General features: G+C 51.8%; 27 protein-coding genes. 12 read left to right on the top strand and 15 right to left on the bottom strand.

What is annotated here, in order from left to right:
- Positions 1-73 precede the first annotated feature (73 nt).
- Together yedE and yedF are read left to right on the top strand one after the other, a co-directional pair.
- On the top strand, positions 74-1,285 hold the full coding sequence (gene yedE, locus ACWKXX_RS08995) for a selenium metabolism membrane protein YedE/FdhT (protein ID WP_261666201.1): 1,212 nt from the start codon (positions 74-76) through the stop codon (positions 1,283-1,285).
- Entirely contained in the window at positions 1,282-1,515 is a 234-nt protein-coding gene (yedF, locus tag ACWKXX_RS08990; RefSeq protein WP_003856774.1) for a sulfurtransferase-like selenium metabolism protein YedF, read from the top strand. Before yedE ends, yedF begins: the two co-directional genes overlap by 4 nt.
- A 286-nt stretch (positions 1,516-1,801) precedes the next feature.
- Here yedF and ompW read toward each other — a convergent pair whose 3' ends face one another.
- Positions 1,802-2,434: an outer membrane protein OmpW gene (gene ompW / locus ACWKXX_RS08985; RefSeq protein WP_261666200.1), complete on the bottom strand. Its 633-nt coding sequence runs from the start codon at positions 2,432-2,434 to the stop codon at positions 1,802-1,804.
- Positions 2,435-2,716: 282 nt separating this feature from the next.
- Here ompW and ACWKXX_RS08980 point away from each other — a divergent pair, with 282 nt between their 5' ends.
- The 5 genes from ACWKXX_RS08980 to yciA all read left to right on the top strand — a co-directional run bounded on the left by ACWKXX_RS08980 (position 2,717) and on the right by yciA (position 7,303).
- Positions 2,717-3,121, top strand: a complete 405-nt coding sequence (locus tag ACWKXX_RS08980; protein WP_017384228.1) for a YkgJ family cysteine cluster protein — start codon at positions 2,717-2,719, stop codon at positions 3,119-3,121.
- Positions 3,122-3,146: 25 nt separating this feature from the next.
- Positions 3,147-3,890: a YciC family protein gene (locus ACWKXX_RS08975; protein ID WP_015570376.1), complete on the top strand. Its 744-nt coding sequence runs from the start codon at positions 3,147-3,149 to the stop codon at positions 3,888-3,890.
- Positions 3,891-3,903: 13 nt separating this feature from the next.
- On the top strand, positions 3,904-4,443 hold the full coding sequence (locus tag ACWKXX_RS08970; protein ID WP_261666199.1) for a septation protein A: 540 nt from the start codon (positions 3,904-3,906) through the stop codon (positions 4,441-4,443).
- 180 nt (positions 4,444-4,623) lie between these two features.
- A complete protein-coding gene (locus ACWKXX_RS08965; RefSeq protein WP_454540804.1) occupies positions 4,624-6,810 on the top strand; it encodes a TonB-dependent siderophore receptor in 2,187 nt (728 codons plus the stop codon).
- A 97-nt stretch (positions 6,811-6,907) separates the two neighbouring features.
- Positions 6,908-7,303, top strand: coding sequence for an acyl-CoA thioester hydrolase YciA (gene yciA, locus ACWKXX_RS08960; RefSeq protein WP_003856759.1), 396 nt, complete (start codon positions 6,908-6,910; stop codon positions 7,301-7,303).
- Between the two features lie 38 nt (positions 7,304-7,341).
- Here yciA and tonB read toward each other — a convergent pair whose 3' ends face one another.
- Complete coding sequence (gene tonB / locus ACWKXX_RS08955) at positions 7,342-8,070, bottom strand: TonB system transport protein TonB (protein WP_017384230.1); 729 nt, start codon at positions 8,068-8,070, stop codon at positions 7,342-7,344.
- A gap of 221 nt (positions 8,071-8,291) precedes the next feature.
- Between tonB and ACWKXX_RS08950 the strand changes: the two genes are divergently transcribed.
- Positions 8,292-8,588: a YciI family protein gene (locus ACWKXX_RS08950; protein WP_003856755.1), complete on the top strand. Its 297-nt coding sequence runs from the start codon at positions 8,292-8,294 to the stop codon at positions 8,586-8,588.
- A gap of 33 nt (positions 8,589-8,621) precedes the next feature.
- Here the strand turns inward: ACWKXX_RS08950 and leuE are convergent, their stop codons facing one another.
- The 4 genes from leuE to ACWKXX_RS08930 form a co-directional block, all read right to left on the bottom strand.
- The gene (gene leuE / locus ACWKXX_RS08945) at positions 8,622-9,257 is read right to left on the bottom strand and encodes a leucine efflux protein LeuE (protein WP_261666198.1); all 636 of its coding nucleotides are present in this window, start codon (positions 9,255-9,257) and stop codon (positions 8,622-8,624) included.
- Positions 9,258-9,324: 67 nt separating this feature from the next.
- The gene (locus ACWKXX_RS08940; RefSeq protein ID WP_045347763.1) at positions 9,325-9,735 is read right to left on the bottom strand and encodes an Exc2 family lipoprotein; all 411 of its coding nucleotides are present in this window, start codon (positions 9,733-9,735) and stop codon (positions 9,325-9,327) included.
- 11 nt (positions 9,736-9,746) lie between these two features.
- Positions 9,747-9,875 (bottom strand): KPN_01571 family protein, encoded by a 129-nt coding sequence (locus ACWKXX_RS08935; RefSeq protein WP_208985927.1) that lies wholly within the window; start codon positions 9,873-9,875, stop codon positions 9,747-9,749.
- Positions 9,876-9,992: 117 nt separating this feature from the next.
- Positions 9,993-10,166 (bottom strand): YciY family protein, encoded by a 174-nt coding sequence (locus tag ACWKXX_RS08930; protein WP_017384232.1) that lies wholly within the window; start codon positions 10,164-10,166, stop codon positions 9,993-9,995.
- Positions 10,167-10,309: 143 nt separating this feature from the next.
- On the opposite strand from ACWKXX_RS08930, the gene cls reads away from it, so the two are divergent.
- Positions 10,310-11,770 (top strand): cardiolipin synthase, encoded by a 1,461-nt coding sequence (cls, locus tag ACWKXX_RS08925; RefSeq protein ID WP_003856750.1) that lies wholly within the window; start codon positions 10,310-10,312, stop codon positions 11,768-11,770.
- A 33-nt stretch (positions 11,771-11,803) separates the two neighbouring features.
- Complete coding sequence (locus ACWKXX_RS08920) at positions 11,804-12,133, top strand: HI1450 family dsDNA-mimic protein (RefSeq protein ID WP_006810881.1); 330 nt, start codon at positions 11,804-11,806, stop codon at positions 12,131-12,133.
- Positions 12,134-12,164: 31 nt separating this feature from the next.
- Here the strand turns inward: ACWKXX_RS08920 and ACWKXX_RS08915 are convergent, their stop codons facing one another.
- From ACWKXX_RS08915 to ACWKXX_RS08885, 7 genes are all read right to left on the bottom strand, one after another.
- Positions 12,165-13,001, bottom strand: a complete 837-nt coding sequence (locus ACWKXX_RS08915; RefSeq protein WP_003856745.1) for an ion transporter — start codon at positions 12,999-13,001, stop codon at positions 12,165-12,167.
- Positions 13,002-13,046: 45 nt separating this feature from the next.
- Positions 13,047-14,051, bottom strand: coding sequence for a murein tripeptide/oligopeptide ABC transporter ATP-binding protein OppF (gene oppF / locus ACWKXX_RS08910; protein WP_017384233.1), 1,005 nt, complete (start codon positions 14,049-14,051; stop codon positions 13,047-13,049).
- The gene (gene oppD / locus ACWKXX_RS08905) at positions 14,048-15,061 is read right to left on the bottom strand and encodes an ABC transporter ATP-binding protein (protein WP_017384234.1); all 1,014 of its coding nucleotides are present in this window, start codon (positions 15,059-15,061) and stop codon (positions 14,048-14,050) included. The genes oppF and oppD overlap by 4 nt, the downstream gene beginning before the upstream one ends.
- 11 nt (positions 15,062-15,072) lie before the next feature.
- Positions 15,073-15,981, bottom strand: coding sequence for an oligopeptide ABC transporter permease OppC (gene oppC, locus ACWKXX_RS08900; RefSeq protein WP_003856740.1), 909 nt, complete (start codon positions 15,979-15,981; stop codon positions 15,073-15,075).
- Positions 15,982-15,993: 12 nt separating this feature from the next.
- The gene (gene oppB / locus ACWKXX_RS08895; RefSeq protein ID WP_003856738.1) at positions 15,994-16,914 is read right to left on the bottom strand and encodes an oligopeptide ABC transporter permease OppB; all 921 of its coding nucleotides are present in this window, start codon (positions 16,912-16,914) and stop codon (positions 15,994-15,996) included.
- Positions 16,915-16,996: 82 nt separating this feature from the next.
- Entirely contained in the window at positions 16,997-18,628 is a 1,632-nt protein-coding gene (gene oppA / locus ACWKXX_RS08890) for an oligopeptide ABC transporter substrate-binding protein OppA (protein WP_003856736.1), read from the bottom strand.
- A gap of 770 nt (positions 18,629-19,398) precedes the next feature.
- Positions 19,399-20,046, bottom strand: coding sequence for a YchE family NAAT transporter (locus ACWKXX_RS08885; RefSeq protein WP_017384236.1), 648 nt, complete (start codon positions 20,044-20,046; stop codon positions 19,399-19,401).
- Between the two features lie 480 nt (positions 20,047-20,526).
- On the opposite strand from ACWKXX_RS08885, the gene adhE reads away from it, so the two are divergent.
- Entirely contained in the window at positions 20,527-23,208 is a 2,682-nt protein-coding gene (gene adhE / locus ACWKXX_RS08880) for a bifunctional acetaldehyde-CoA/alcohol dehydrogenase (protein ID WP_032103375.1), read from the top strand.
- Between the two features lie 70 nt (positions 23,209-23,278).
- Here the strand turns inward: adhE and tdk are convergent, their stop codons facing one another.
- On the bottom strand, positions 23,279-23,893 hold the full coding sequence (gene tdk / locus ACWKXX_RS08875) for a thymidine kinase (protein WP_003856726.1): 615 nt from the start codon (positions 23,891-23,893) through the stop codon (positions 23,279-23,281).
- 41 nt (positions 23,894-23,934) lie between these two features.
- Positions 23,935-24,123 (bottom strand): hypothetical protein, encoded by a 189-nt coding sequence (locus ACWKXX_RS08870; RefSeq protein ID WP_261666197.1) that lies wholly within the window; start codon positions 24,121-24,123, stop codon positions 23,935-23,937.
- 320 nt (positions 24,124-24,443) lie between these two features.
- Between ACWKXX_RS08870 and hns the strand changes: the two genes are divergently transcribed.
- Positions 24,444-24,857: a histone-like nucleoid-structuring protein H-NS gene (gene hns, locus ACWKXX_RS08865; protein WP_003856724.1), complete on the top strand. Its 414-nt coding sequence runs from the start codon at positions 24,444-24,446 to the stop codon at positions 24,855-24,857.
- The last annotated feature ends 170 nt before the right edge of the window (positions 24,858-25,027 follow it).

The raw sequence follows: 25,027 nt of genomic DNA, 5'->3' as shown, positions 1-25,027 counted from the left end.
CTTTCCAAACTTTCGCGTAAGCGTATGATCTGGGCTCTTTTTAGCGTTACCCTTCTGAGTTCAGAGGTTATTCATGTCATGGCATTCCTTCAAACAGACTTATCTGGTTAAGTTCTGGTCACCTGTTCCGGCCGTTATCGCGGCAGGCATTCTTTCTACCTATTATTTCGGTATTACCGGCACCTTCTGGGCTGTTACGGGCGAGTTTACCCGCTGGGGTGGGCAGCTATTACAGTTGGCTGGCGTTCATGCCGAAGAGTGGGGCTACTTCAAACTGATCCATCTTGAGGGCACTCCGCTGACCCGCATCGACGGGATGATGATCATTGGCATGTTCGGCGGCTGTTTTGCGGCTGCGCTGTGGGCCAACAACGTTAAGTTGCGCATGCCGAAAAGCCGCATCCGCATTTTGCAGGCCGTGGTCGGCGGCATCATTGCCGGGTTTGGCGCCCGCCTGGCGATGGGCTGTAACCTTGCCGCGTTCTTTACCGGCATTCCGCAGTTCTCGCTGCATGCCTGGTTCTTTGCCGTCGCCACCGCCATGGGCTCCTACTTCGGTGCTAAATTCACCCTGCTGCCGCTGTTCCGCATTCCGGTGAAAATGACGAAAGTTAGCGCTGCCTCTCCGTTAACGCAAAAACCCGATCAGGCGCGTCGTCGCTTCCGCCTCGGTATGCTGGTCTTTTTTGCCATGGTTGCCTGGGCGATTTGCACGGCAATGAATCAGCCCAAACTCGGCCTGGCCATGCTGTTCGGCGTCGGCTTTGGTTTGCTGATTGAACGTGCGCAGATCTGCTTTACCTCCGCATTTCGCGATATGTGGATCACCGGACGCACCATGATGGCGAAGGCGATCATTGCTGGTATGGCCGTGAGCGCAATTGGCATCTTCAGCTATGTTCAGCTCGGCGTGGAGCCGAAAATCATGTGGGCGGGCCCAAATGCCGTCATTGGCGGACTGCTGTTTGGTTTTGGCATTGTGCTGGCGGGCGGGTGTGAAACCGGCTGGATGTATCGCGCCGTGGAAGGCCAGGTGCATTACTGGTGGGTGGGTCTGGGTAACGTGATTGGCTCTACAATTCTGGCCTACTACTGGGATGACGTCTCGCCGGTACTGGCAACAAACTGGGACAAGGTCAACCTGCTGAAAACCTTTGGTCCACTCGGGGGACTCCTGGTGACCTACGCCCTGCTGCTCATCGCCTTCTTACTGGTTGTTGCACAAGAGAAGCGCTTTTTCCGACGCGCCACCGCCAAAACTGAAACTCAGGAGAATGCCGCATGAAAGAGATCGTGCCTGATTATCGTCTCGATATGGTGGGTGAACCTTGTCCTTACCCGGCCGTCGCCACGCTTGAAGCGCTACCGCAGTTAAAGAAAGGCGAAATTCTGGAAGTGGTGAGCGATTGCCCCCAGTCGATCAATAACATTCCGCTTGATGCCAAAAATCACGGCTATACCGTGCTGGATATCCAGCAGGACGGACCAACCATTCGTTATTTAATTCAGAAGTGATTTCACGATCGAAAAAGGCCTCTCTGAGGCCTTTTCTAGTTTACTGGCTTTGGCCATCGCCGTCGTCTGAGCTTCGGCAGGCATGAATGAATGGTGAGACGTGTTCCGCAAACGGAACAGATAGCACCGTGAGGTAGGCTATGTGCTGGGCTGAACGTCGTGAACTGAAACTGTTTACCTGCACAAACCGGACACTCAAATTTGATGTTGGGGATATCCCCTCCAGCCAGGTGTGTGGAACAACCACCATACAGCAATCACCGACTGGCAGGGGATATATCTTCTGTCAGAAACGATAGCCGGCTGAGAACATAAATACCCACGGATCCAGACGGGTATTGATACTTTGCTGCTGGCCGCCCGCTTTAAAGCGCACGTCCGTATCAATGTCCATATACCAGACCGAGGCGTTGATCAGCCAGTCACGGTTAATCAGATAATCCAGACCAACCTGCCCCGCCATGCCCCACGAGTCTTTCAGGCTGAGATCGGAGAGCCCGGCCTCTTTACCGGTATCGTTAAATTTCTCATCAAAGAAGGTGGTGTAGTTAACCCCTGCACCAATATAAGGGCGCACCTTGCTGCTGGAATCGCCGAAGTACCACTGCGCCATCAGCGTTGGTGGCAAATGGTGCACCGTGGCAATGTCCCCGGTCGGTCCTAAACCGACGCGGTGACGGAATGGCGTGGCGGCTAAAAGCTCGACGCCAACGTTATCCGTTGCCATATACGTAAACGTCAGGCCTAACTGGGTGTTATTGCTGACGTTAAACCCGCCCATATCCAGTACATTATCGGACCCTTCCGTTGGACGTACCGTTGCCGAACCGGCACGAATAAAGAATTCGCCTGCTTCATGCGCGTACGCGCCGCCAGAGAGACTGCTTAAGATAAGGGCTGCCACCGCTAATTTTTTCATATCCGCTCCATCGTTGTGGTTTTAATTGCGGAGGAGAATATACTCACAAATGAGTAATAAGTGATCTAACACAGATCACATTAAAACCAGTAAGTTAACATTCATTGATCTAGGTTAATTTTTGGTGACGCCTCATAAAGCAATAAGTTGTTACCGCGTCAATTTTTGGCATTTCATGGTTACAAAATTTTCTGTCTTCCCTCTCTTGCGCTTCCTGTAGCGGCTGGATAATTTATCGCTCTCACAATGTGATTTGATGCGTTCTACTTTTGCAGGTGTGCCATGAGTGATCATAACCCGTGCATGACGTGCGGAGCCTGTTGTGCGTATTTTCGAGTCTCTTTCTACTGGGCTGAAGCCAGCGATGGCGGCGGCACCGTTCCGGTTGATCTCACTGAACCCTTAACCCCTTTTCTGCGCTGTATGCGCGGCACCAACCAAAAACAGAGCCGCTGTGTGGCACTGCAAGGTGAGCCTGGGGTATCCACCCGCTGTTCCATTTACGCGGATCGCCCCAGCCCGTGTCGCACTTTCGCGATGTCGGGAGAGGATGGGCAGGTCAATGAGGCATGCAATCGCGCCCGCGCCCGCTATGGATTACCGCCGCTTTACAAAGATATGCTTTTCCATACAAGCCTTGATGCTGCCACCAGCGTGTTATCCGGTGTACAATTGCCGGCTAATTAACACCTGCAATACTCAAGGAGAGTGCATGTCTATCACGGCGAAGTCTGTCTACCGTGACACGGGAAATTTTTTCCGCAATCAGTTCATTACCTTTTTACTGATCGCGTTGTTGTGCGCCTTTATTACGGTGGTGCTGGGTCATGCGTTCTCACCCAGTGATGAACAGATTGCCACGCTGAGCCAGGGGGAAAATCTTGCAGGCAGCGCAGGGTTGTTTGACCTTGTGCAGAATATGACGCCAGAGCAACAGCAAATCTTGCTGCGCGCATCTGCGGCATCTACCTTCTCGGGCCTGATTGGCAACGCCATTCTGGCGGGTGGCGTGTTGCTGATGATCCAGCTGGTGTCTGCCGGCCAACGCGTCAGCGCGTTACGTGCAATCGGGGCCAGCGCTCCGGTGCTACCAAAACTGTTTATCCTCATCTTCCTGACCACGCTGCTGGTCCAGATGGGGATAATGTTGGTTGTCGTTCCGGGCGTGCTGCTGGCTATCGTGCTTTCATTCGCGCCAGTAATGGTTGTGCAGGACAAAATGGGCATTTTCACCGCCATGCGCAGCAGCATCAGGCTCGCATGGGCCAATATGCGACTGGTCGCCCCGGCCGTTATCAGCTGGCTGCTGGCCAAAACTCTGCTGTTGCTGTTTGCGCCGAATTTTGCGGTGTTAACGCCAAACGTCGGAGCGGTTGTCGCCAATACGCTGAGCAATCTGATTTCAGCCGTGCTGCTGGTCTATTTGTTCCGCCTGTACATGTTAATTCGTCAGTAACTGGGATCGCAGAATGAAGCAGTTTCTTGATTTTTTACCGCTGATCGTATTTTTCGCTTTTTATAAGCTGTACGACATTTATGCCGGCACGCTGGCGCTGATTGTGGCAACGGCTGTGGTGCTGATTTACAGCTGGGTTCGCTATCGCAAAGTTGAAAAGATGGCGCTCATCACCTTCCTGATGGTGGCGGTGTTTGGTGGTCTGACGTTGTTCTTCCACAATGATGAATTTATCAAATGGAAGGTCACGGTGATTTACGGCCTGTTTGCGGGCGCACTCCTCATCAGCCAGTGGGTGATGAAGAAGCCGCTGATCCAGCGCATGCTGGGGAAAGAACTGACCCTGCCGCAGGCTGTGTGGGGGCGTCTGAATATCGCCTGGGCACTATTTTTTATTCTGTGTGGTCTGGCGAATATCTATATCGCATTCTGGATGCCGCAGAATATCTGGGTCAACTTCAAGGTGTTTGGCCTGACGGCGCTGACTCTTATCTTCACCCTGCTCAGCGGCGTTTATATTTATCGCCACATGCCGCAGGATGACAAGCACTGATCCTTCTGGCCAGATCGCCACGCGGTCTGGCCTCTTTTCCCGCCTTCTCTTTTCTCTACATCCTTCCTGCGAAAATGTCTGAATCATGAAGATTTTATGGAGATTGCTGCCACCTTATTGTAATGATAATGACTATCATTAATATTCGTCATCGCATTTTTAACAAATGGAAATGAGTTGATGAATAACATAATAAGATTTGCCCCGGCTACACTTACGCTCGCCATTCTTTCAACGCTTTATCAGAGCGCACACGCAGCGGAAGATCCTCTCGCCGATGGTGAAACAATGGTTGTTCAGGCCACCGCTGAAGAGGCGCTGAAGCAACAGCCGGGGGTTTCCATCATCACAGCAAAGGACATAGAAAAGGATCCACCGGTTAACGATCTTTCTGAAATTATTCGCAAAATGCCCGGGGTTAACCTCACCGGAAACAGCGCGACAGGCAGCCGCGGTAACAACCGCCAGATCGACATCCGCGGTATGGGGCCGGAGAACACGCTGATTCTGATTGACGGTGTGCCGGTGACGTCACGTAACTCGGTGCGCTACAGCTGGCGCGGGGAGCGCGACACCCGCGGGGATACCAACTGGGTTCCGCCAGAGATGGTTGAGCGCATTGAAGTGCTCCGGGGACCTGCTGCCGCCCGCTATGGTTCGGGGGCGGCCGGCGGCGTCGTCAACATCATTACCAAACGCCCGACCAACGACTGGCACGGCTCGCTCTCCCTGTACACTAACCAGCCTGAAAATGATAAAGAGGGAGCGACGAAACGCGCTAATTTTGATCTGAGCGGCCCCCTTGCGGGCGATGCGTTAACGATGCGCCTGTACGGGAATATCAACAAAACTGACGCAGATGCTCAGGACATCAACACCGCGCAAAACGGCTCTTACGCCGCCGGACGTGAAGGCGTGCGCAACAAGGACATTAATGCCCTGCTCTCCTGGAAACTCACGCCACAGCAGATTATCGATTTCGACTACAGCTACAGCCGCCAGGGCAATATCTACGCGGGTGATACTCAATACAGCAACAGCAACGTCAGCCCTGACGGTCTGGTGTCGTCCCTGTATGGACACGAAACGAACCGAATGTACCGCCAGTCCTATGGCATTACGCACAACGGCATCTGGGACTGGGGCCAGTCTAAGTTCGGTGTTTATTATGAAAAGACCAACAACACCCGCCTGGAAGAAGGCTCTACGGGCAAAGTTGAGGGTATGATCAATAGCGATAAATACGATACCAGCCGGCTGGAGTCATACCGTTCAACGGGTGAACTGAACATTCCTTTCTTCTGGCTGGTCGAACAGACGCTAACCGTGGGTGCAGAATGGAACCGTGATGAACTGAACGATCCGGCCTCAATGCAGGCGACAAATGTGTCGGGAGAAGTGATTAACGGCGTTCCCGGTACGGCTTCTGAGCGCAACAGCAAAAACAGCGCTGACCTCACTGGCATCTATCTTGAGGACAATATTGAAGCGCGCCAGGGCACCAACCTGATCCCAGGGCTCCGCTTTGATTATCACAATCAGTTTGGCAGCAACTGGAGTCCTAGCCTGAACCTCTCTCAGGATTTGGGTGACATGTTCAAAGTTAAAGCGGGTATCGCTCGGGTATTTAAAGCGCCAAACCTGTATCAATCCAGCGAAGGCTATCTGCTTTCCACCCGCGGCAATGGCTGCCCGAACAACGTTTCCGAAGGAAGCTGTTACCTGTTAGGTAATCCGGATCTGGATCCTGAAATCAGCGTGAACAAAGAGATTGGCCTGGCCTTTGCGCTGGAAGGCTACGAGGCTGGCATAACCTGGTTCCGCAACGATTACAAAAACAAGATTGTTTCAGGAACGGACGTGCTGGGCCAGACAAGCAGCGGCGCAAATATCCTTCAGTGGCAGAACGGAGGAAAGGCTGTTGTTGAGGGGCTGGAAGGCAACCTCACCGTCCCGGTTATCCGCGACACGCTAACCTGGCGTACCAATGCGACGTATATGATTCAGTCTGAAAGTAAGGACACCGGCAACCCTCTGTCGATTATCCCAAAATATACCGTCAACACGATGCTCGACTGGCAGGTTAACAGCAAACTTTCAGCGAACCTTAGCTGGACGATGTATGGCCGCCAGAAGCCAAGAGAAAATGCTGAAATCCGCAAAGAGCAGAATGCAATGTCAGATAAAGAGATTGGCGCCTATTCCATCGTTGGGATCGGTAGTAACTATCAACGGACAAAAGATCTCCGCCTGAATGCCGGGATCAGCAACCTCTTTGATAAGCAGATTTACCGAGAAAATGACGGTGCATCGACCTATAACGAACCAGGCCGTGCGTATTACGCCGGCGTGACCCTGTCCTTCTGACCCTAAGGCGCCTGCTCGGCGGGCGCTAACCCTATTCTCTCCAGCCAGAAATCATAGTAGCATCCCGCCTGAAGTCTTCAGTTACGAGTTTAAAACAATGACAACAAATGACGCCCCACAGGGCGAACTAGTTTTACGCACACTGGCAATGCCTGCGGATACGAATGCCAATGGCGATATTTTTGGCGGCTGGTTGATGTCGCAGATGGATATGGGCGGTGCAATCCTGGCAAAAGAGATTGCACACGGGCGCGTGGTGACAGTCCGGGTCGATGGCATGACCTTTCTGCGCCCTGTCGCGGTGGGGGACGTGGTGTGCTGTTACGCACGCTGCGTAAAACGCGGCAATACGTCTGTCTCCATCAACATTGAAGTATGGGTGAAAAAAGTCTCTTCTGAGCCGATTGGTCAGCGCTATAAGGCGACGGAGGCATTATTCATCTATGTGGCGGTGGATAGCGACGGTAAGCCCCGCCAGCTCCCACGGAGCTGATCCTCAGGTAAAAAAAAGCCTCCTTGCGGAGGCTTCTTTTATTCCATCTGTGCCCCGCCGTTCAGGCGGAAGACAATGTTCACAATCAACCCATTGCCGGGTTTACCGGCTTCATAGCGCCACCTGCGCATGGCCGATTTAACTTCGCGTTCAAACATATTCGCCGGCTGTGCGGACAGGATTTCCACGTTATCGACACGTCCATCGGCCGTAACGTCGAATTTCACCCGTACACGCCCTTCAATACGTAACGCCTGAGCACGTGCCGGGTACTGCGGCTGGTTACGGCTCAGCGCGCGCGGGCCCGCGGGCGCCGTTACCGTCGGTTTTGTCGCGGTCGTGGTGTTATTCATCAGCGGACGTGACGGGGCGGCATTTTCAACCGGCTGCGTGGCGCGTGGCTCAACCGGACGCACTTCGCGTTTCGGACGCTCTTCCACCTTTTTGACCGGCTTGGGTTTTGGCTTCGGCTTAGGTTTCGGCTCCGGCTTATGGATCACTACCGGCGCTTCTTTCGGCGGTTCAGGAACCGGCTCGGGCTCTGGCTCCGGCTCGGGTTCAACAACGGGCTGTGGCGGCGGCGGCGCAACCTGCGGCGGCTCAAGATCCGCAGGCGATACCATGGTCACAGAAATTGGCTGCGCTGGCGCCGGCATTTCAATAACCTGATGAACCGAGGTATAGAGCAGACCCGCCACGACAGCACCGTGAATAACGACGGAAAGCAGCGTCGGCCATGGAAAGCGGCGAGGTAAATCAAGGGTCATCGAAGTCATAATCATCAACGTTAAAAAACCGAACCTCGATTTTAAATGCAAATAGCAATCATATTCAATAAGACACTTTGTCCTGGCGCAATTTAAGCGTACATGAGGGCAAAAAAGGGGCATCCAGATCAGGGTTTTAACATTGTTATTATCTTTACATTGCAGTCATTTGTGCTTTCACATAACGTAATTGTCACTTTTACCGGTTAAGGAGCTTTGCCGTGCTTTACGTGATTTACGCTGAAGATGTACCTGATTCTCTGGAAAAACGTCTTTCCGTTCGCCCTGCTCATCTGGCGCGTTTACAGTTGCTACAGGATGAAGGTCGGTTGCTGACCGCAGGCCCGATGCCTGCCGTTGACAGCAACGATCCGGGCGCGGCGGGTTTTACCGGCTCCACGGTGATTGCCGAGTTTGAATCTCTGGAAGCCGCGCAGGCCTGGGCAGAAGCAGACCCGTACGTCGCAGCCGGCGTGTACGAGAAAGTCACGGTTCGTCCGTATAAAAAAGTATTCTGAAACGAAAGGCTCCCTCGGGAGCCTTTTCTTCATTCAGTGCAGCGACGCCAGCCTCGCCGCAAATCCGACAAACAGCAGACCTATCAGCCCGTTCCCCAGCTTCGCCAGTTTCTTTTTGGTTTTCAGGTAACGCGTGACAAACGCGCCTGAGAAAATCAGGAAGCTCATGTACATGAAGCTGATCAGCTCAAGCGTTGTGGCGAGGATCAGGAACGACGTGCCGGTATTCTTCGCATTGACATCAATGAACTGCACGAAGAACGACACGTAAAAGAGAATCGCTTTCGGGTTCGTCAGGCTCAGCACCAGCGAACGCTTAAGGATTGCGCTTGCCGGTTCGGCGCTACTTTCGTGCGCATTTTTTTGACGCGTTATAACGGACCAAAGCATTTTCCCGCCCAGCCACATCAGATAAAACGCGCCCAGATAGCGGACAATATTAAATAATACCGGAGTGGTCTGGATCAACGCGGCGACGCCCGCCCAGGCCAGAAACATCAGCACGGCATCACCAATAAACACACCGGTGGCTGCCAGATAGCCTTTCTTAACGCCGTGGCCAATCCCTGTTTTCAGCACAAACAAGGTGTTCGGTCCCGGAACCAGCACGATAAAAAATGCGCCGACAACATAGGTCCAGAAATTCAGTACACCAAACTCCGCAAACACGTCTTACTCCTTTCGCTCAAAAACAGCGGGGATACCGGTAATTACGGTATCCCCTGAATCAGTTGCGCTATTGTACGCCGTTATAGCCATCAAGATAAGTCGCGGCCAGTTCGTTACCAAATAACAGGGCGTCTTTACTGTCCATGTCCGAAGACCATTTATCCTTCGCGTTGCCTGCGAACAATTCCTGCGACTTCGCATTTTCTTTTAGCTGATCGCGAATGCTTTGCGCGTATTCACTGGCTTCAGCCTCAGTCCGCCCTTCCGCGCGGTCAGCTTTGCCCCGGGCATAAAGCTCGCGGAACTGCGCCACGTTCAGCTGATAATTTTTCTGCACGCTGGAGGTGTAATTGCCGCCAGTAAAGCTGGACTGATGCGACACGAAATAAAACGCGTGCCGTTCGGGTGAGGTTTTGCTGCTGGCACAACCGCTTAATACCGCAATCCCAAAGAGTGCTGCCATTACTTTTCCGTTCATCCTTTTTTCCTTTAATAAAGCCAATGTATTCCCCATGCGAAAACATAATCTGCCAATGAGGAAAATGACGAAAGTCCTAAATCTTCCCTGAGCGCATCCAGCGCCAAAAGTACAATAAAAATCCAGAGATAAGGATTCATCTTTTAATATCATGACGTTATGGGAAGTTAGTATATCGCGGAAGCAGATGGGAAGAGACTGCAAAAATTGATAGCCTGGATGTTTAATGGGCACCTTTACGGTGCCCTTCATGCTTTTCAGATGTCCTGGACCGCGAACAACAGCGCGTTACGGTGTCTGTTCAGGCCACATTTTCTGATGGCGTGGATACGCATATTGCGGCGGGATTGTGCTTCCAGCCAACGAGCCTTACGACGACTCACCTGTCGCAACATGCGCCAGCGCCCAACTTCAGTTCTACTGCGCTTCATGTCTACAACTCTTTCTCTAACAGAGATGCCATTATATGCCTAAGCAGGCGGCAAACCAGCGCTTTTATCTGCCGTTTTTATTTGCCAGATGAATCCTGATGCGTAAACTCATAACAATACGCTTTCAAAAGGATTTTTTATTTATGACAACCTTCTACACCGTGGTGAGTTGGCTGGTCATTTTAGGATACTGGCTGTTAATTGCCGGGGTGACGTTGCGCATTCTGATGAAACGCAGAGCGGTACCTTCCGCCATGGCCTGGCTTCTGATTATCTACATTCTGCCGCTGGTGGGCATCATCGCCTATCTCTCTTTCGGTGAACTTCATCTGGGTAAACGCCGCGCCGAACGCGCCCGCGCCATGTGGCCCTCCACGGCGAAATGGCTTGCCGACCTTAAAGCCTGCAAGCATATCTTCGCTGAAGAGAACAGTAGCGTGGCCGCATCTCTGTTCAAGCTGTGCGAACGCCGCCAGGGGATTGCTGGGGTAAAAGGCAATCAGCTGCAACTGATGACCTCTTCTGATGATGTGATGCAGGCGCTGATCCGTGATATCCAGCTCGCCCGGCATAATATCGAGATGGTGTTTTATATCTGGCAGCCGGGCGGCATGGCGGACCAGGTCGCCGAATCGCTAATGGCCGCTGCACGTCGCGGTATTCACTGCCGCCTGATGCTGGACTCCGCCGGCAGCGTGGCCTTTTTCCGTAGCCCGTGGGCAGGCATGATGCGCAACGCCGGTATCGAGGTGGTCGAGGCGCTGAAAGTGAATCTTTTCCGCGTCTTTCTGCGCCGCATGGATCTCCGCCAGCACCGGAAAATGGTTCTGATCGATAACTACATCGCCTACACCGGCAGCATGAACATGGTTGACCCCCGCTTCTTCAAGCAGGATTCCGGCGTGGGGCAATGGATCGATCTGATGGCGCGGATGGAGGGACCGATCGCGACCTCAATGGGCATCGTCTACTCCTGCGACTGGGAAATTGAAACCGGTAAACGCATTCTTCCCCCGCCGCCGGATGGCAATATCATGCCGTTTGAGGAAGCCAGCGGGCACACTATCCACACTATCGCCTCCGGTCCTGGCTTCCCGGAAGATCTGATCCATCAGGCACTGCTGACCGCCGCGTACTCCGCGCGGGAATATCTGATCATGACCACGCCCTATTTCGTTCCCAGCGACGACCTTCTGCATGCCATCTGTACAGCGGCACAGCGCGGAGTGGATGTGAGCATTATTATGCCGCGCAAGAACGATTCGCTGCTGGTGGGATGGGCAAGCCGCGCGTTCTTTAGTGAGCTGCTGGCCGCAGGCGTTAAAATTTATCAGTTCGAAGGCGGGCTGTTACACACCAAGAGCGTGCTGGTGGACGGAGAGCTGAGCCTGGTGGGTACCGTCAACCTCGATATGCGCAGTCTGTGGCTGAATTTTGAAATTACGCTGGTCATTGATGACGCCGGGTTCGGTGGCGATCTGGCGGCGGTTCAGGACGATTATATCTCCCGCTCACGCCTGCTGGACGCCAGACTGTGGGCGAAACGTCCGCTATGGCAGCGAATTGCCGAACGACTGTTTTACTTCTTTAGTCCGTTGCTGTAAAACGTGCCCAACGATGTTTAACAGGTAGTCATCATGGAAATGGATCTGAACAATCGCCTGACCGAAGACGAAACGCTCGAACAGGCCTACGATATTTTTCTCGAGCTGGCGGTCGATAATCTCGACCCTGCTGACGTCATTCTTTTCAACCTGCAATTCGAAGAGCGTGGCGGTGCTGAGCTGTTCGATCCGTCTGAAGACTGGGCCGAACACGTCGATTTTGATCTCAACCCGGACTTCTTCGCCGAGGTGGTGATTGGCCTGGCAGATGAAGACGGCGGAGAAATTAACGACATCTTTGCCCGCGTCCTGCTGTGCCGCGAGAAAGATCACAAACTGTGCCATATTCTCTGGCGCGAATAATAAAAAAGGCTGCCCGCGCAGCCTTTTTTATTTAATCCGGTAAGGCATTTCCACAGCGGTGACAAAACCGCGCGCCGGGTTCATGATTCCCCTGCTGACAATTCGGACATTTGCGTTGCTGCTTGCTGTTCTGGAAAGCGCTACTCATATGGGTGGTAATTAACCCCGTCGGAATCGCTATCACCGAATAGCCGATCAGGATAAGAACCGATGCCACAATACGTCCGAGCGGCGTATGCGGGGTAATATCGCCATAGCCCACGGTGGTCACCGTGACGATAGCCCAGTAAACAGACGCATTAAGCGTGGTAAACCCGTATTTCGGCCCTTCGATTAAATACATCAGGGAGCCAAAAACGATCATCACGATAGCAATAAACGAATAGAAGAGAATCAACTGGTGGCGGGCGCTGACAATGGCAACCCAAAAAACCCGCAGCGACGGCATAAAGCGCAGCAGTTTGAGAATCCGTAACACACGAATCGCCCGCATTGCACGCCAGGCAAACACATAATTCAGGCTGATCTCAGGCCACAGCCACATGACATACAGCGGCAGGATGGTGGCTAAATCAATAAATCCCCAGAAGCTGAAAACGTATTTCGCCGGATTTGGCCAGCTAATGACCCTCAGCACATATTCCGCAGTAAACACCAGAGTGACAATCAATTCCAGCCAGACGAAAACGTGCCACTCCTCATACGTCATGTGGTACTGCGTTCCGGCGCCGGATTCGATAAAGATAATAATGACGCTAATCAGCGCAAATAAACCACACAGACCTTCGAAGCGGCGACCGGAAACCGTTTCAGGATCAAATAAAAGGTGATACAGCCGCTGACGGGCCGACGTGAATAATCGCGACACATTAACCTCGAAAAATAAGGGCTGACATCATGTCAGCCCTTGCGATTATAACGGGTCTACTTTCAGGCAGGAAACCGCATGTCGGAAACTGCCCTCCAGAACCGGCCGTGTTTTTGCACATTCTGGCCCGGCTATTGGGCATCGAGTACGGAATACGCAGCCTGAAGGCGGGTTGATTGGCGAAGGCAGTTCACCTTCCAGAAGCTGAATGGTTTTATTTTTTTCCAGATCGGGGTCCGGAACGGGAACCGCAGACATCAGCGCTTTGGTATAAGGGTGCAGAGGATTGTGGTACACCTCATCATACGTGCCCAGCTCCACGGCGTGGCCCAGATACATGACCAGCACACGGTCCGAAATGTGTTTTACCACCGCCAGATCGTGGGCGATGAAGATCAGCGACAGCCCCATTTCCCGTTGCAGTTTCTGTAGCAGGTTAACCACCTGGGCCTGGATGGAAACGTCCAGCGCCGAAACCGGCTCATCACAGATAATCAGTTTTGGTTCAAGGATCAACGCGCGTGCGATACCGATACGCTGGCACTGACCGCCGGAAAACTCGTGTGGGTAGCGGTTGATGAGGTTAGGCAGCAGACCCACCTTGAGCATCATCGCTTTCACCCGATCGCGAATTTCCTGGCGCGGCATCTTCGGATGATAGGTGCGCAGCGGCTCGGCAATGATTTCGCCAATGGTCATACGCGGGTTCAGGGACGCAAGTGGATCCTGGAAAATCATCTGGATGTCGCTGCGCACGTCGCGCCATTCATCCGGCTTCATCCCCAGCAGATCTTTGCCAAGCCAGGCCACTTTCCCGTCGGTGGCCTTCACCAGGCCGATGATCGCCCGCGCAAACGTCGATTTGCCGCAGCCGGATTCGCCTACCACGCCCAGGGTCTCGCCTTCGTACAGGCGTAGCGTGACGCCATCCACCGCTTTCAGGGTTTTGGCAGGCTGCCAGAACCACTGTTTACCGTCTTTGATATCGAAATGGACCTTCAGGTCAGCGATTTCGAGCAGCACATTTCTTTTTTCGTCGATTGCGTTCATACCAGCTCCTCCAGCGGCTTAAAGCAGGCACGCAGACGGCCTGGGGCAAACGCTTCCAGCGGCGGTGCGCTGTTACAGATTTCCATCGCATGCGGACAACGCGGCTGGAACGGGCAGCCTTTTGGCAGACGCAGCAGGTTAGGCGGGTTACCCGGGATAGTCAGCAGCGACTCCCCTTCCGCATCAAGACGCGGAACGGCATTCAGCAGCCCGATAGAGTACGGATGGGCTGGCTGGTAGAACACATCGCGGGCATTACCGTATTCCATCGTGCGGCCTGCATACATGACTAACACTTTGTCGCAGATCCCGGCAACGACGCCTAAATCGTGGGTGATCATAATGATGGCGGTGTTGAACTCGCGCTTCAGCTCGTTCAGCAACGTCATGATCTGCGCCTGAACGGTCACGTCCAGGGCGGTGGTTGGTTCATCAGCGATCAGCAGTTTTGGCCGGCAAAGCAATGCCATCGCGATCATAACGCGCTGACGCATACCGCCGGAAAACTCGTGCGGATACATGCGCATGCGCTTGCGTGCTTCAGGCATTTTCACCGCATCCAGCATTTTGACGGACTCTTCAAACGCTTCGGCTTTACCCAGCCCCTTGTGAAGCATCAGCACTTCCATCAGCTGTTCGCCCACCCGCATATAGGGGTTCAGGGACGTCATCGGATCCTGGAAAATCATTGAAATCTGCTCGGCGCGCAGCTTGTTCAGCTCATGTTCCGGCAAATTCAGGATCTCTTTCCCGTTAAACGTCGCCGAACCGCCGATCACGCCGTTTGACGCCAGCAGGCCCATCAGCGCGAATGCGGTCTGGGATTTACCGGAACCGGATTCGCCCACAATGCCCAGCGTTTCACCGGCACGCAGGTCGAAGTTGAGATCGTTAACGGCAGTAACATCACCGTCGGGGGTTTTAAACGTCACGCGGAGGTCTTTAACGTCCAGCAGTGCGCTGGTCCGCTGTTGCGCCTGTGGCGCGGTTGCCGTTTCAATAATGGTCATGACGGCGCTCCTTAACGGTCTTTCGGGTCGAGGGCATCACGCAGGCCATCGCCGATAAAGTTGAAACAGAACAGGGTGACGACCAGGAAGCCCGCCGGATACAGCAGTAACCACGGTGACACTTCCATGGAGTTTGCGCCATCACTTAACAGAGCGCCCCAGCTACTCAACGGCTCTTGCGTACCTAATCCCAGGAAGCTCAGGAAAGATTCAAACAGGATCATACTTGGCACCAGCAGGGAGGCGTACACCACCACCACGCCCAGCACGTTAGGAACGATATGACGCACCACAATATTGGCGGTAGAAACGCCACCAACCTGTGCGGCTTCGATAAACTCCTTACGTTTAAGGCTCAGCGTCTGGCCGCGCACAATACGCGCCATATCCAGCCAGGACACCATCCCGATCGCCACGAAGATCAGCAGGATATTTTGACCAAAGAAGGTCACCAGCAGAATGACGAAGAACATGAACGGGAAGGAGTTCAGGATTTCTAGCAGACGCATCATCACGGAGTCCACTTTCCCGCCGAGGTAACCGGAAAGCGAGCCGTAAAGCGTGCCGACAATCACCGCCACCAGCGCCGCCGCGATGCCAACCATCAGGGAGATACGGCCGCCAATCGCCACACGCACCAGCAAATCACGCCCGGAGGAGTCGGTGCCGAAATAGTGCCCGGATTCCATATCCGGCGCGCTGGACATCATGCCCCAGTCCGTATCGAAATAGGTGAACTGGGAGAGCATTGGTGCCAGGGTTACGAACAGCGCGATAAGCACCAGCACGACCAGGCTGGCAACGGCGGCACGGTTATGCATAAAACGACGGCGGGCGTCCTGCCAAAGGCTACGACCTTCGACCTCCAGCTTTTCACTGAAGTTTTCCAGCGCCTCGCTGTTTTTCTTACTCAACATCATGGCGTGCTCCAGTTAGTAACGGATTTTCGGGTCGATAACGGCATATAGCACATCGACAACGGCATTAAACAGAATGGTCAGCGCGCCCACGAGGATCGTCAGGCTCAGCACCAGCGAATAGTCACGGTTAAGCGCCCCGTTAACAAACAGCTGCCCGATGCCCGGCAGGCCATAAATGGTTTCAATCACCATTGAACCCGTGATAATGCCGACAAAAGCCGGACCCATATAGGAGAGTACCGGTAACAGTGCAGGCTTGAGGGCATGACGGAAAATAATCCGGCGCATCGGCAGCCCTTTCGCACGGGCGGTACGGATGAAGTTCGAGTGCAGGACTTCAATCATTGAACCGCGGGTAATACGGGCGATGCTGGCGATGTAGGCCAGAGATAATGCCACCATCGGCAATATCATGAACTTCAGCGCCCCGCCGTTCCAGCCGCCCCCGGGAAGCCATTTCAGGGTTATGGCGAATATCATGACCAGCAACGGCGCGACAACGAAGCTGGGGATAACCACCCCGGTCATTGCGACCCCCATTACGGCGTAATCCCATCGGGTATTTTGTTTTAGCGCAGCGATAACGCCCGCAGTGACACCGAGAACAACGGCCAGGATAAATGCAGCAGCCCCTAATTTAGCCGATACCGGGAAGCTGGACGCCACCAGGTCGTTAACGGAATAGTCTTTATATTTAAATGACGGACCAAAATCACCGTGTGCAAGCTGCTTCAGATAGTTGAAGTACTGCGTGGTGATAGGATCGTTTAAATGGTATTTCGCTTCGATGTTGGCCATAACTTCTGGCGGAAGCGTGCGTTCACCGGTAAAAGGACTGCCCGGTGCAAGACGCATCATGAAGAAGGAAATTGTAATTAGAATAAATAACGTTGGAATCGCTTCAAGACAGCGACGCAGGATAAATTTCAACATTGCCCGTACCTTCTGGCGTGTGCCTGATGAATGTTACAAAATAGACACAGTGGGGCAAGCTCGCTCGCCCCACGTATTGCCATTAATGCTTGATAATATAAAGATTCTTAACGGAAATATTATCCAACGGGTCTTTACCGGTATAACCCCCTACCCATGGTTTCACCAGGCGGGCGTTAACGTAGTAGTAAACCGGAACGATCGCAGAGTCTTTATCGAGCTGTTGTTCTGATTTCGCGTACAGATCGGCGCGCTGGGCGTCATCTGCCACCTTCAGGGTTTCGCCAATCAGCTTATCAAACGCCGGGCTCTTATAGTGTGCGGTATTGTTCGAACTGTCGCTCAGCATGGTGTTCAGGAATGAGGTCGGTTCGTTATAGTCCGCACACCATCCTGCACGAGCCACGTCAAAGGTTCCCTGGTGGCGCGTATCGAGGAAGGTTTTCCATTCCTGGTTTTCCAGCTTCACGTTCACGCCGAGGTTTTTCTTCCAGATTGACGCGACGGCAATAGCCAGCTTTTTATGCAGATCGGAGGTGTTGTACAGCAGGCTAAAGGTCAGCGGCTTGTCGGCGGTATAGCCAGCTTCAGCCAGCAGTTTTTTCGCTTCTTCGTTACGTTTTTCCTGGGACCATTTGAACCATTCAGGTTCAACCAGCTTCATACCGTCGGTGTAAGGCGGGGTGTAGCTGTAAGCCGGCAGGTCGCCCTGATTCTTCACTTTATTCACGATAATGTCGCGATCCAGAGCCAGCTTCAGTGCGGTACGAACACGTACATCGGTGAACGGTGCTTTCTGGTTGTTAATTTCGTAATAGTAGGTGCACAGATACGGATCGACGTGAACTTCTTTAGGTATCTCTTTTTTCAGCTTCTGGAACAGTTCAATCGGCATATTGTTATAGGTCATGTCGATTTCACCGCTGCGGTAGCGGTTTACGTCCGTCACTTCAGAAGAGATTGGCAGGTAGGTGACCTGATTGATAACGGTCTTCGCATTATCCCAATACTGCGGGTTGCGCTCCAGCACCATACGTTCGTTAACGACCCAGTCCTTCAGCTTATATGCACCGTTGGTCACGATATTCGCAGGCTGCGTCCATTTTTCACCAAATTTTTCTACTGCGGATTTTGGTACCGGGGAGACGGACGGGTGAACCAGCAGCTTATAGAAGTACGGAACAGGTTCGCTCAACGTCACTTCAAAGGTGTTGGCATCGATGGCTTTTACGCCCAGGTCGGTAACTGGCTTTTTACCCGTGATGATGTCATCGATATTGGCAATATGGCCATACTGGAGGTAACTCGCATACGGGGAGGCGGTATTCGGATCCGCCAGACGCTGCCAGCTATAGACGAAATCTTCGGCGGTAACCGGCGTACCGTCGGACCATTTCGCATCTTTACGCAGATGGAAGGTCCAGACTTTAAAATCTTTGTTGTCCCATTTTTCCGCCACGCCCGGAGCCGGGTGGCCGTCTACGTCAGTCACCAGCAGACCTTCAAACAGATCGCGGTTAACGTTAGACTCTGGAACACCTTCAATTTTGTGCGGATCAAGAGACTGCACTTCCGCACCGTTATTACGTACCAGCGTTTGCTTCTCAGCCAGCTGAACACCAGCAGGAACGTCCGCAGCCATTGCAGCGTTGCCCGCGATTAGCGCAGTTAAAATCCCCGCCGCTACCAGACTTTTTTTTGTGATGATGGACATTGTGTTGATACTCCACTCATTATAATGACCGGCCTTCGCCAGTTGTGTAATCCCCTGTTGGGGCCTGTACAGCGCAGGAGTTTTTTTTGCTACTGTCAGGTTCTTTTTTTACTTCTTGCTATCACCGACTTCATTATTACTGACCGCTCGTACGGCGGTCTTGCGTCGATTCTTTACACCTCTCCCCTGTCAGAGAGATGCGTTGGATATCTTATGTGAGGGCTATATGAAAATAGTTCTCATCAACTTGTTTAATGCTGCAAAATATAAGGCCGGAAAGTACCAAATGGTGCCATCTCTCGCCAATACATTTTGCAAATTTGTTAAGCATTTCTCTTTTACGATGGCTGGCATAACTATGGTGCCAACCCTGGCTTACGCCGAAATCAACAAAAAGAGATGTAATTCATACAGATAAGAAATTTTGTTGCTACAAACGCGACGACAAAGCTTAGCTGAACGATTTTTCACGATAATTTAACAATTGATTATTATTTAGCACATTCGTCTGAGTCAGCGTCGAAATTACTAATATCATTTCGGTTATCTGTCAGCAAGCCCCAGAGTATCATGTGAGTAAAATAACAGAGGGTTTGAGGGATTTATGCGCGGCAAGGGGAAATGAAAATAAACAACCCCTTGAAAAACAACAGAAGAGGATTATTAGTAGAACTTATTATGACTGGCGCCTATTTCAACTTTATTTATATGATTTGCAGATAATCACGTAAAAAAAACGGAGCCGCTGGCTCCGCTCTTTCAAATGAAAGTCAGTGTACTAACCCGGGGAATATACTTTTAATACCGGTAACGATAAATTCGATGCCCAACGCCATTAACAACAGACCCATGATACGGGTAATCACGTTGATGCCCGTTTGTCCCAGCAAGCGAACCAGCCATGGCGCCATACGAAATACACCCCAGCAGCACAGCGCGAACAGCGCAATAGCGACGGAAAAGCCAATCAGGTGCATCAGGCTGTGGTAGCGCGTTCCCCAGACAATAGTGGAACTGATCGCCCCCGGGCCCGCCATCAGCGGCAGTGCCAGTGGCACGACCCCGATGCTCTCGCGGATAGCTGTCTCTGATTTTTCCTGCTTGTTCTGTTTATCCTCCCCCAGCTTGCCGCTGATCATCGACATGGCAATCGTCACCACCAGGATCCCGCCTGCTATACGGAACGAATCAATCGAGATGCCGAAGACCTGAAGAATGGCGTCCCCGAGATAAAGAGAGGTAAGTAGGATGATCGCCACCGACAGGTTTGCCGTCAGGTTGGTTTTATTTCGTGCCGCAGCCGTCTGATAGCTGGTCATACTAATGAAGACAGGGATGATCCCTACCGGGTTAACCAGAGCAAACAAGCCGATAAAAAACTTGAAATATGTAGGGAAATCAAAGAGCGTTTGAATCACATTAAGCTCCGCAATTGAGCATGGCCAGGGAGAAACTGCATGTCATGATAAATCCGCGCTGAAGATACGCTTTTTAGCCGCATACTTCACCAGAAATCTGTTCTTAAACGTTATCAATTCATGATGTTAAACATTTGTGTAATCAATGATATCGCTGCTTCCAATAGTTACTTAATTATTTAACAGTAGAATAATTAGCACAAAATAACCCTGCTGAAAGGTATCAGCTTAGGACAAAATTGATCTCGATCATAATTTTCGTACTCAGAAGTGAGTAATCTTGGTTACGCCGCCAGGGAGATCACCTATCAAAAAGGTATGATGCTAAGGTAAGGCTCTTTTAGTAAATTAGTGAGCTGGAGCAGTGAGTAATCCTTTGTTTTACTGTGTGTTACGCAAGTGGGATCGGCTCTGACTATACTGTCAGACGTATCGAGCGCTGGTTTACTAAAAGAGTTTAAACATTATCAGGAGAGCATTATGGCTGTTACCAATATCGCTGAACTGAACGCCCTCGTCGAGCGCGTAAAAAAAGCCCAGCGTGAATATGCCAATTTCACCCAAGAACAGGTTGATAAAATCTTCCGCGCGGCCGCTCTGGCTGCTGCTGATGCTCGAATCCCTCTCGCTAAAATGGCTGTTGCCGAATCCGGCATGGGTATCGTTGAAGATAAAGTGATCAAAAACCACTTTGCTTCAGAGTATATCTACAACGCCTATAAAGATGAGAAAACCTGCGGTGTGCTGTCAGAAGACGATACTTTCGGCACCATCACCATCGCAGAACCGATCGGCATCATTTGCGGTATCGTTCCAACCACTAACCCAACCTCTACCGCCATCTTCAAATCTCTCATCAGTCTGAAGACACGTAACGCAATCATTTTCTCCCCGCATCCACGTGCGAAGGACGCCACCAACAAAGCAGCAGATATCGTGCTTCAGGCTGCCATTGCGGCGGGTGCGCCAAAAGATCTCATCGGCTGGATCGACCAACCTTCTGTTGAACTGTCCAACGCCCTGATGCATCACCCGGACATTAACCTGATTCTGGCGACCGGTGGTCCTGGTATGGTTAAAGCTGCGTACAGCTCCGGTAAACCAGCCATCGGCGTAGGCGCAGGTAATACCCCTGTGGTGATCGACGAAACGGCTGATATCAAGCGTGCTGTTGCCTCTGTGCTGATGTCTAAAACCTTCGATAACGGCGTTATCTGTGCATCTGAACAGTCTGTTGTCGTGGTTGATTCGGTATACGACGCCGTTCGTGAACGTTTCGCCAGCCACGGCGGCTACCTGTTGCAAGGTAAAGAACTGAAAGCCGTTCAGGACGTGATTCTGAAAAATGGTGCGCTGAACGCGGCTATCGTAGGTCAGCCTGCGTATAAAATCGCTGAGCTCGCTGGCTTTAGCGTCCCTGCTACCACCAAGATTCTGATTGGTGAAGTGAAAGTCGTTGATGAAAGTGAGCCGTTTGCTCACGAGAAACTCTCCCCGACGCTGGCAATGTACCGTGCGAAAGATTTCGATGACGCGGTAGATAAAGCAGAGAAGCTGGTGGCGATGGGCGGTATCGGCCACACCTCTTGCCTGTACACCGACCAGGATAACCAGCCTGAGCGTGTTGCTTACTTCGGTCAGAAGATGAAGACGGCACGTATCCTGATCAACACCCCTGCTTCTCAGGGTGGTATCGGTGACCTGTACAACTTCAAACTCGCACCTTCCCTGACTCTGGGTTGTGGTTCCTGGGGTGGTAACTCCATCTCTGAAAACGTTGGTCCAAAACACCTGATCAACAAGAAAACCGTTGCTAAGCGAGCTGAAAACATGTTGTGGCACAAACTTCCGAAATCTATCTACTTCCGCCGCGGCTCTCTGCCAATCGCGCTGGATGAAGTGATTACTGATGGCCACAAACGTGCGCTCATCGTGACCGACCGTTTCCTGTTCAACAATGGCTATGCAGACCAGATCACCTCTGTTCTGAAAGCGGCTGGCGTCGAAACTGAAGTCTTCTTTGAAGTTGAAGCTGACCCAACCCTGAGCGTTGTACGTAAAGGCGCTGAACTGGCGAACTCCTTCAAACCTGATGTGATCATCGCACTGGGTGGCGGTTCCCCAATGGACGCCGCGAAAATTATGTGGGTGATGTACGAACATCCGGAAACTCACTTCGAAGAACTGGCGCTGCGCTTTATGGATATCCGTAAACGTATCTACAAGTTCCCGAAAATGGGTGTGAAAGCGAAAATGATCGCCGTCACCACCACTTCCGGTACTGGTTCAGAAGTGACGCCATTTGCCGTTGTGACTGATGACGCAACCGGTCAGAAATACCCGCTGGCTGACTACGCACTGACGCCAGATATGGCTATCGTTGACGCCAACCTGGTCATGGAGATGCCGAAATCACTGTGTGCGTTCGGTGGTCTGGATGCGGTAACTCACGCTCTGGAAGCTTACGTTTCCGTACTGGCTTCTGAGTTCTCTGACGGTCAGGCTTTGCAGGCGCTGAAACTGCTGAAAGAAAACCTGCCAGCTTCTTACAACGAAGGTTCGAAAAACCCTGTTGCGCGTGAACGTGTACACAGTGCGGCAACCATCGCGGGCATTGCGTTTGCTAACGCCTTCCTGGGTGTCTGTCACTCCATGGCGCACAAGCTGGGTTCACAGTTCCACATTCCTCACGGTCTGGCGAACGCCCTGTTGATCAGCAACGTTATCCGCTATAACGCCAACGACAACCCAACCAAGCAGACTGCATTCAGCCAGTACGACCGCCCACAGGCGCGCCGTCGTTATGCTGAAATCGCAGATCACCTGGGTCTGAGCGCACCGGGCGACCGTACTGCCGCGAAGATCGAGAAACTGCTGGCATGGCTGGAGAGCCTGAAGGCTGAACTGGGTATTCCTAAATCTATCCGCGAAGCAGGCGTTCAGGAAGCTGACTTCCTCGCTCACGTAGATAAGCTGTCTGAAGATGCATTCGATGACCAGTGTACTGGTGCTAACCCGCGCTACCCACTGATTTCCGAACTGAAACAGATCCTGCTGGATACTTATTACGGTCGTAACTTCACTGAAAGCGATGTCGCTGCCGTAAAAGTTGAAATCCCCGCAGTTGTAAAGGCTGACAAGAAAGCGAAGAAAAATGCTTGATTGACAGTATGATAAAAAAACCCGCCGCTGGCGGGTTTTTTTATATCTGAGGATCCGTAAAACATTCTTATTATTTTCGATTGTCGCCCTGTAACGCCGTCAGCGAGCCTACAGCCAGCGCCTCTTTATAATGCTTACGGCAGACCGAGACATAACGTTCATTGCCTCCTATCACCACCTGCTCGCCATCAGCATAGGGTTTACCCGACTGGTCCAGGCGAAGAACCATACTTGCCTTGCGGCCACAAAAGCAGATTGTTTTCAGCTCAACCAGCTTATCCGACCAGGCGAGCAGATACTGACTGCCGGCAAATAACTCCCCACGAAAATCGGTACGTAATCCATAGCAAAGAACGGGAATATCCAGCTCATCAACGACCTCTGAAAGCGCATGGACCTGCTCTCGGGTCAGGAACTGGCTTTCATCTACCAGCACGCAATGGACAGGCTTAGAGGCATGCTCGGCACGAATGTCCTCCAGCAGGTCCGTTTCAGGGTTAAACAGCCTTGCAGGCGACGAGAGCCCTATTCTTGAGCTCACCTTCCCTGCCCCAAAGCGATCGTCGATTTCGGCGGTATAAACAACGGTACGCATCCCCCGCTCCTGATAATTGTATGAGGATTGCAGTAACGCCGTCGATTTCCCTGCATTCATTGCCGAATAGTAGAAATAAAGTTGTGCCATTGGCCGAAGAACCCTAATCAATGTGTAATATTCCCGATGGATCATTGTACCATATTTTGTACCGTCATCAGCGGCGGGCTGCGCTCTCCAGCCTGCCATGCATCAGTAAATCCTTCGCGAGTGGCGCAAAATAATGCGTTAAAACAGGCAGTAAAGGCATTAAACACTGACAATAAGATGAGTCCGCAACCAGAGATAACACTTCTTTTTATAGTGTCTTCTTCGTTCATTAAAATTCACTATTTATTAACTATTCTTGTCTTCGCTGCGCTTACTCGGGGTAATACAAAAGGCTGATATTTATCAACCGCAACTATAATTCCTGAGGTAAAAGTCACAAAACATACACGCAAATGACGCGCTTTTGCCGTTTGAAACGATATCTCACAGACCCAACAAACAATGAAATTTAAGTTAGCGTAATTAATAATAGCGTCGTTTATTTTGTATTTTTTGAATTCCTTACATTCCCACCTATTGCACAAGTGAAATTAAGGCTCTATTATTAGGACAACAAACCCACCCCCATTATAAGTTTGAGATTACTACAATGAGCGAAGCACTTAAAATTCTGAACAACATCCGTACTCTTCGTGCGCAGGCAAGAGAATGTACCCTTGAGACGCTTGAAGAAATGCTCGAAAAATTAGAAGTTGTAGTTAACGAACGTCGTGAAGAAGAAAGCGCTGCTGCGGCTGAAATCGAAGAACGTACACGTAAACTGCAACAGTATCGTGAAATGCTGATTGCCGATGGTATCGATCCAAACGAATTGCTGAACAGCATGGCTGCGGCTAAAACCGGTACCAAAGCAAAACGCGCGGCACGTCCTGCTAAATATAGCTACATCGATGAGAACGGCGAAGAGAAAACCTGGACCGGCCAGGGCCGTACTCCTGCTGTAATCAAGAAAGCAATGGACGAACAAGGTAAACAACTGGATGACTTCCTGATCAAGGATTAATCTGGAAAGATTCTGAAAAATCCCGCTTAATGCGGGATTTTTTATGCCTGTAATATTCGCCCGAACATCTCCTTACATTCTGTCATATTGTGAGGCTCCCTATTTAACGTCCTTGACAATCCCCCGCCAATTACGGAGCGACAGGCATAAAAAAACCGGTGGACATCGCT

The sequence above is a fragment of the Enterobacter sp. UPMP2061 genome, from assembly GCF_053709615.1.
This window is presented reverse-complemented; position numbering and strand designations above follow the sequence as displayed.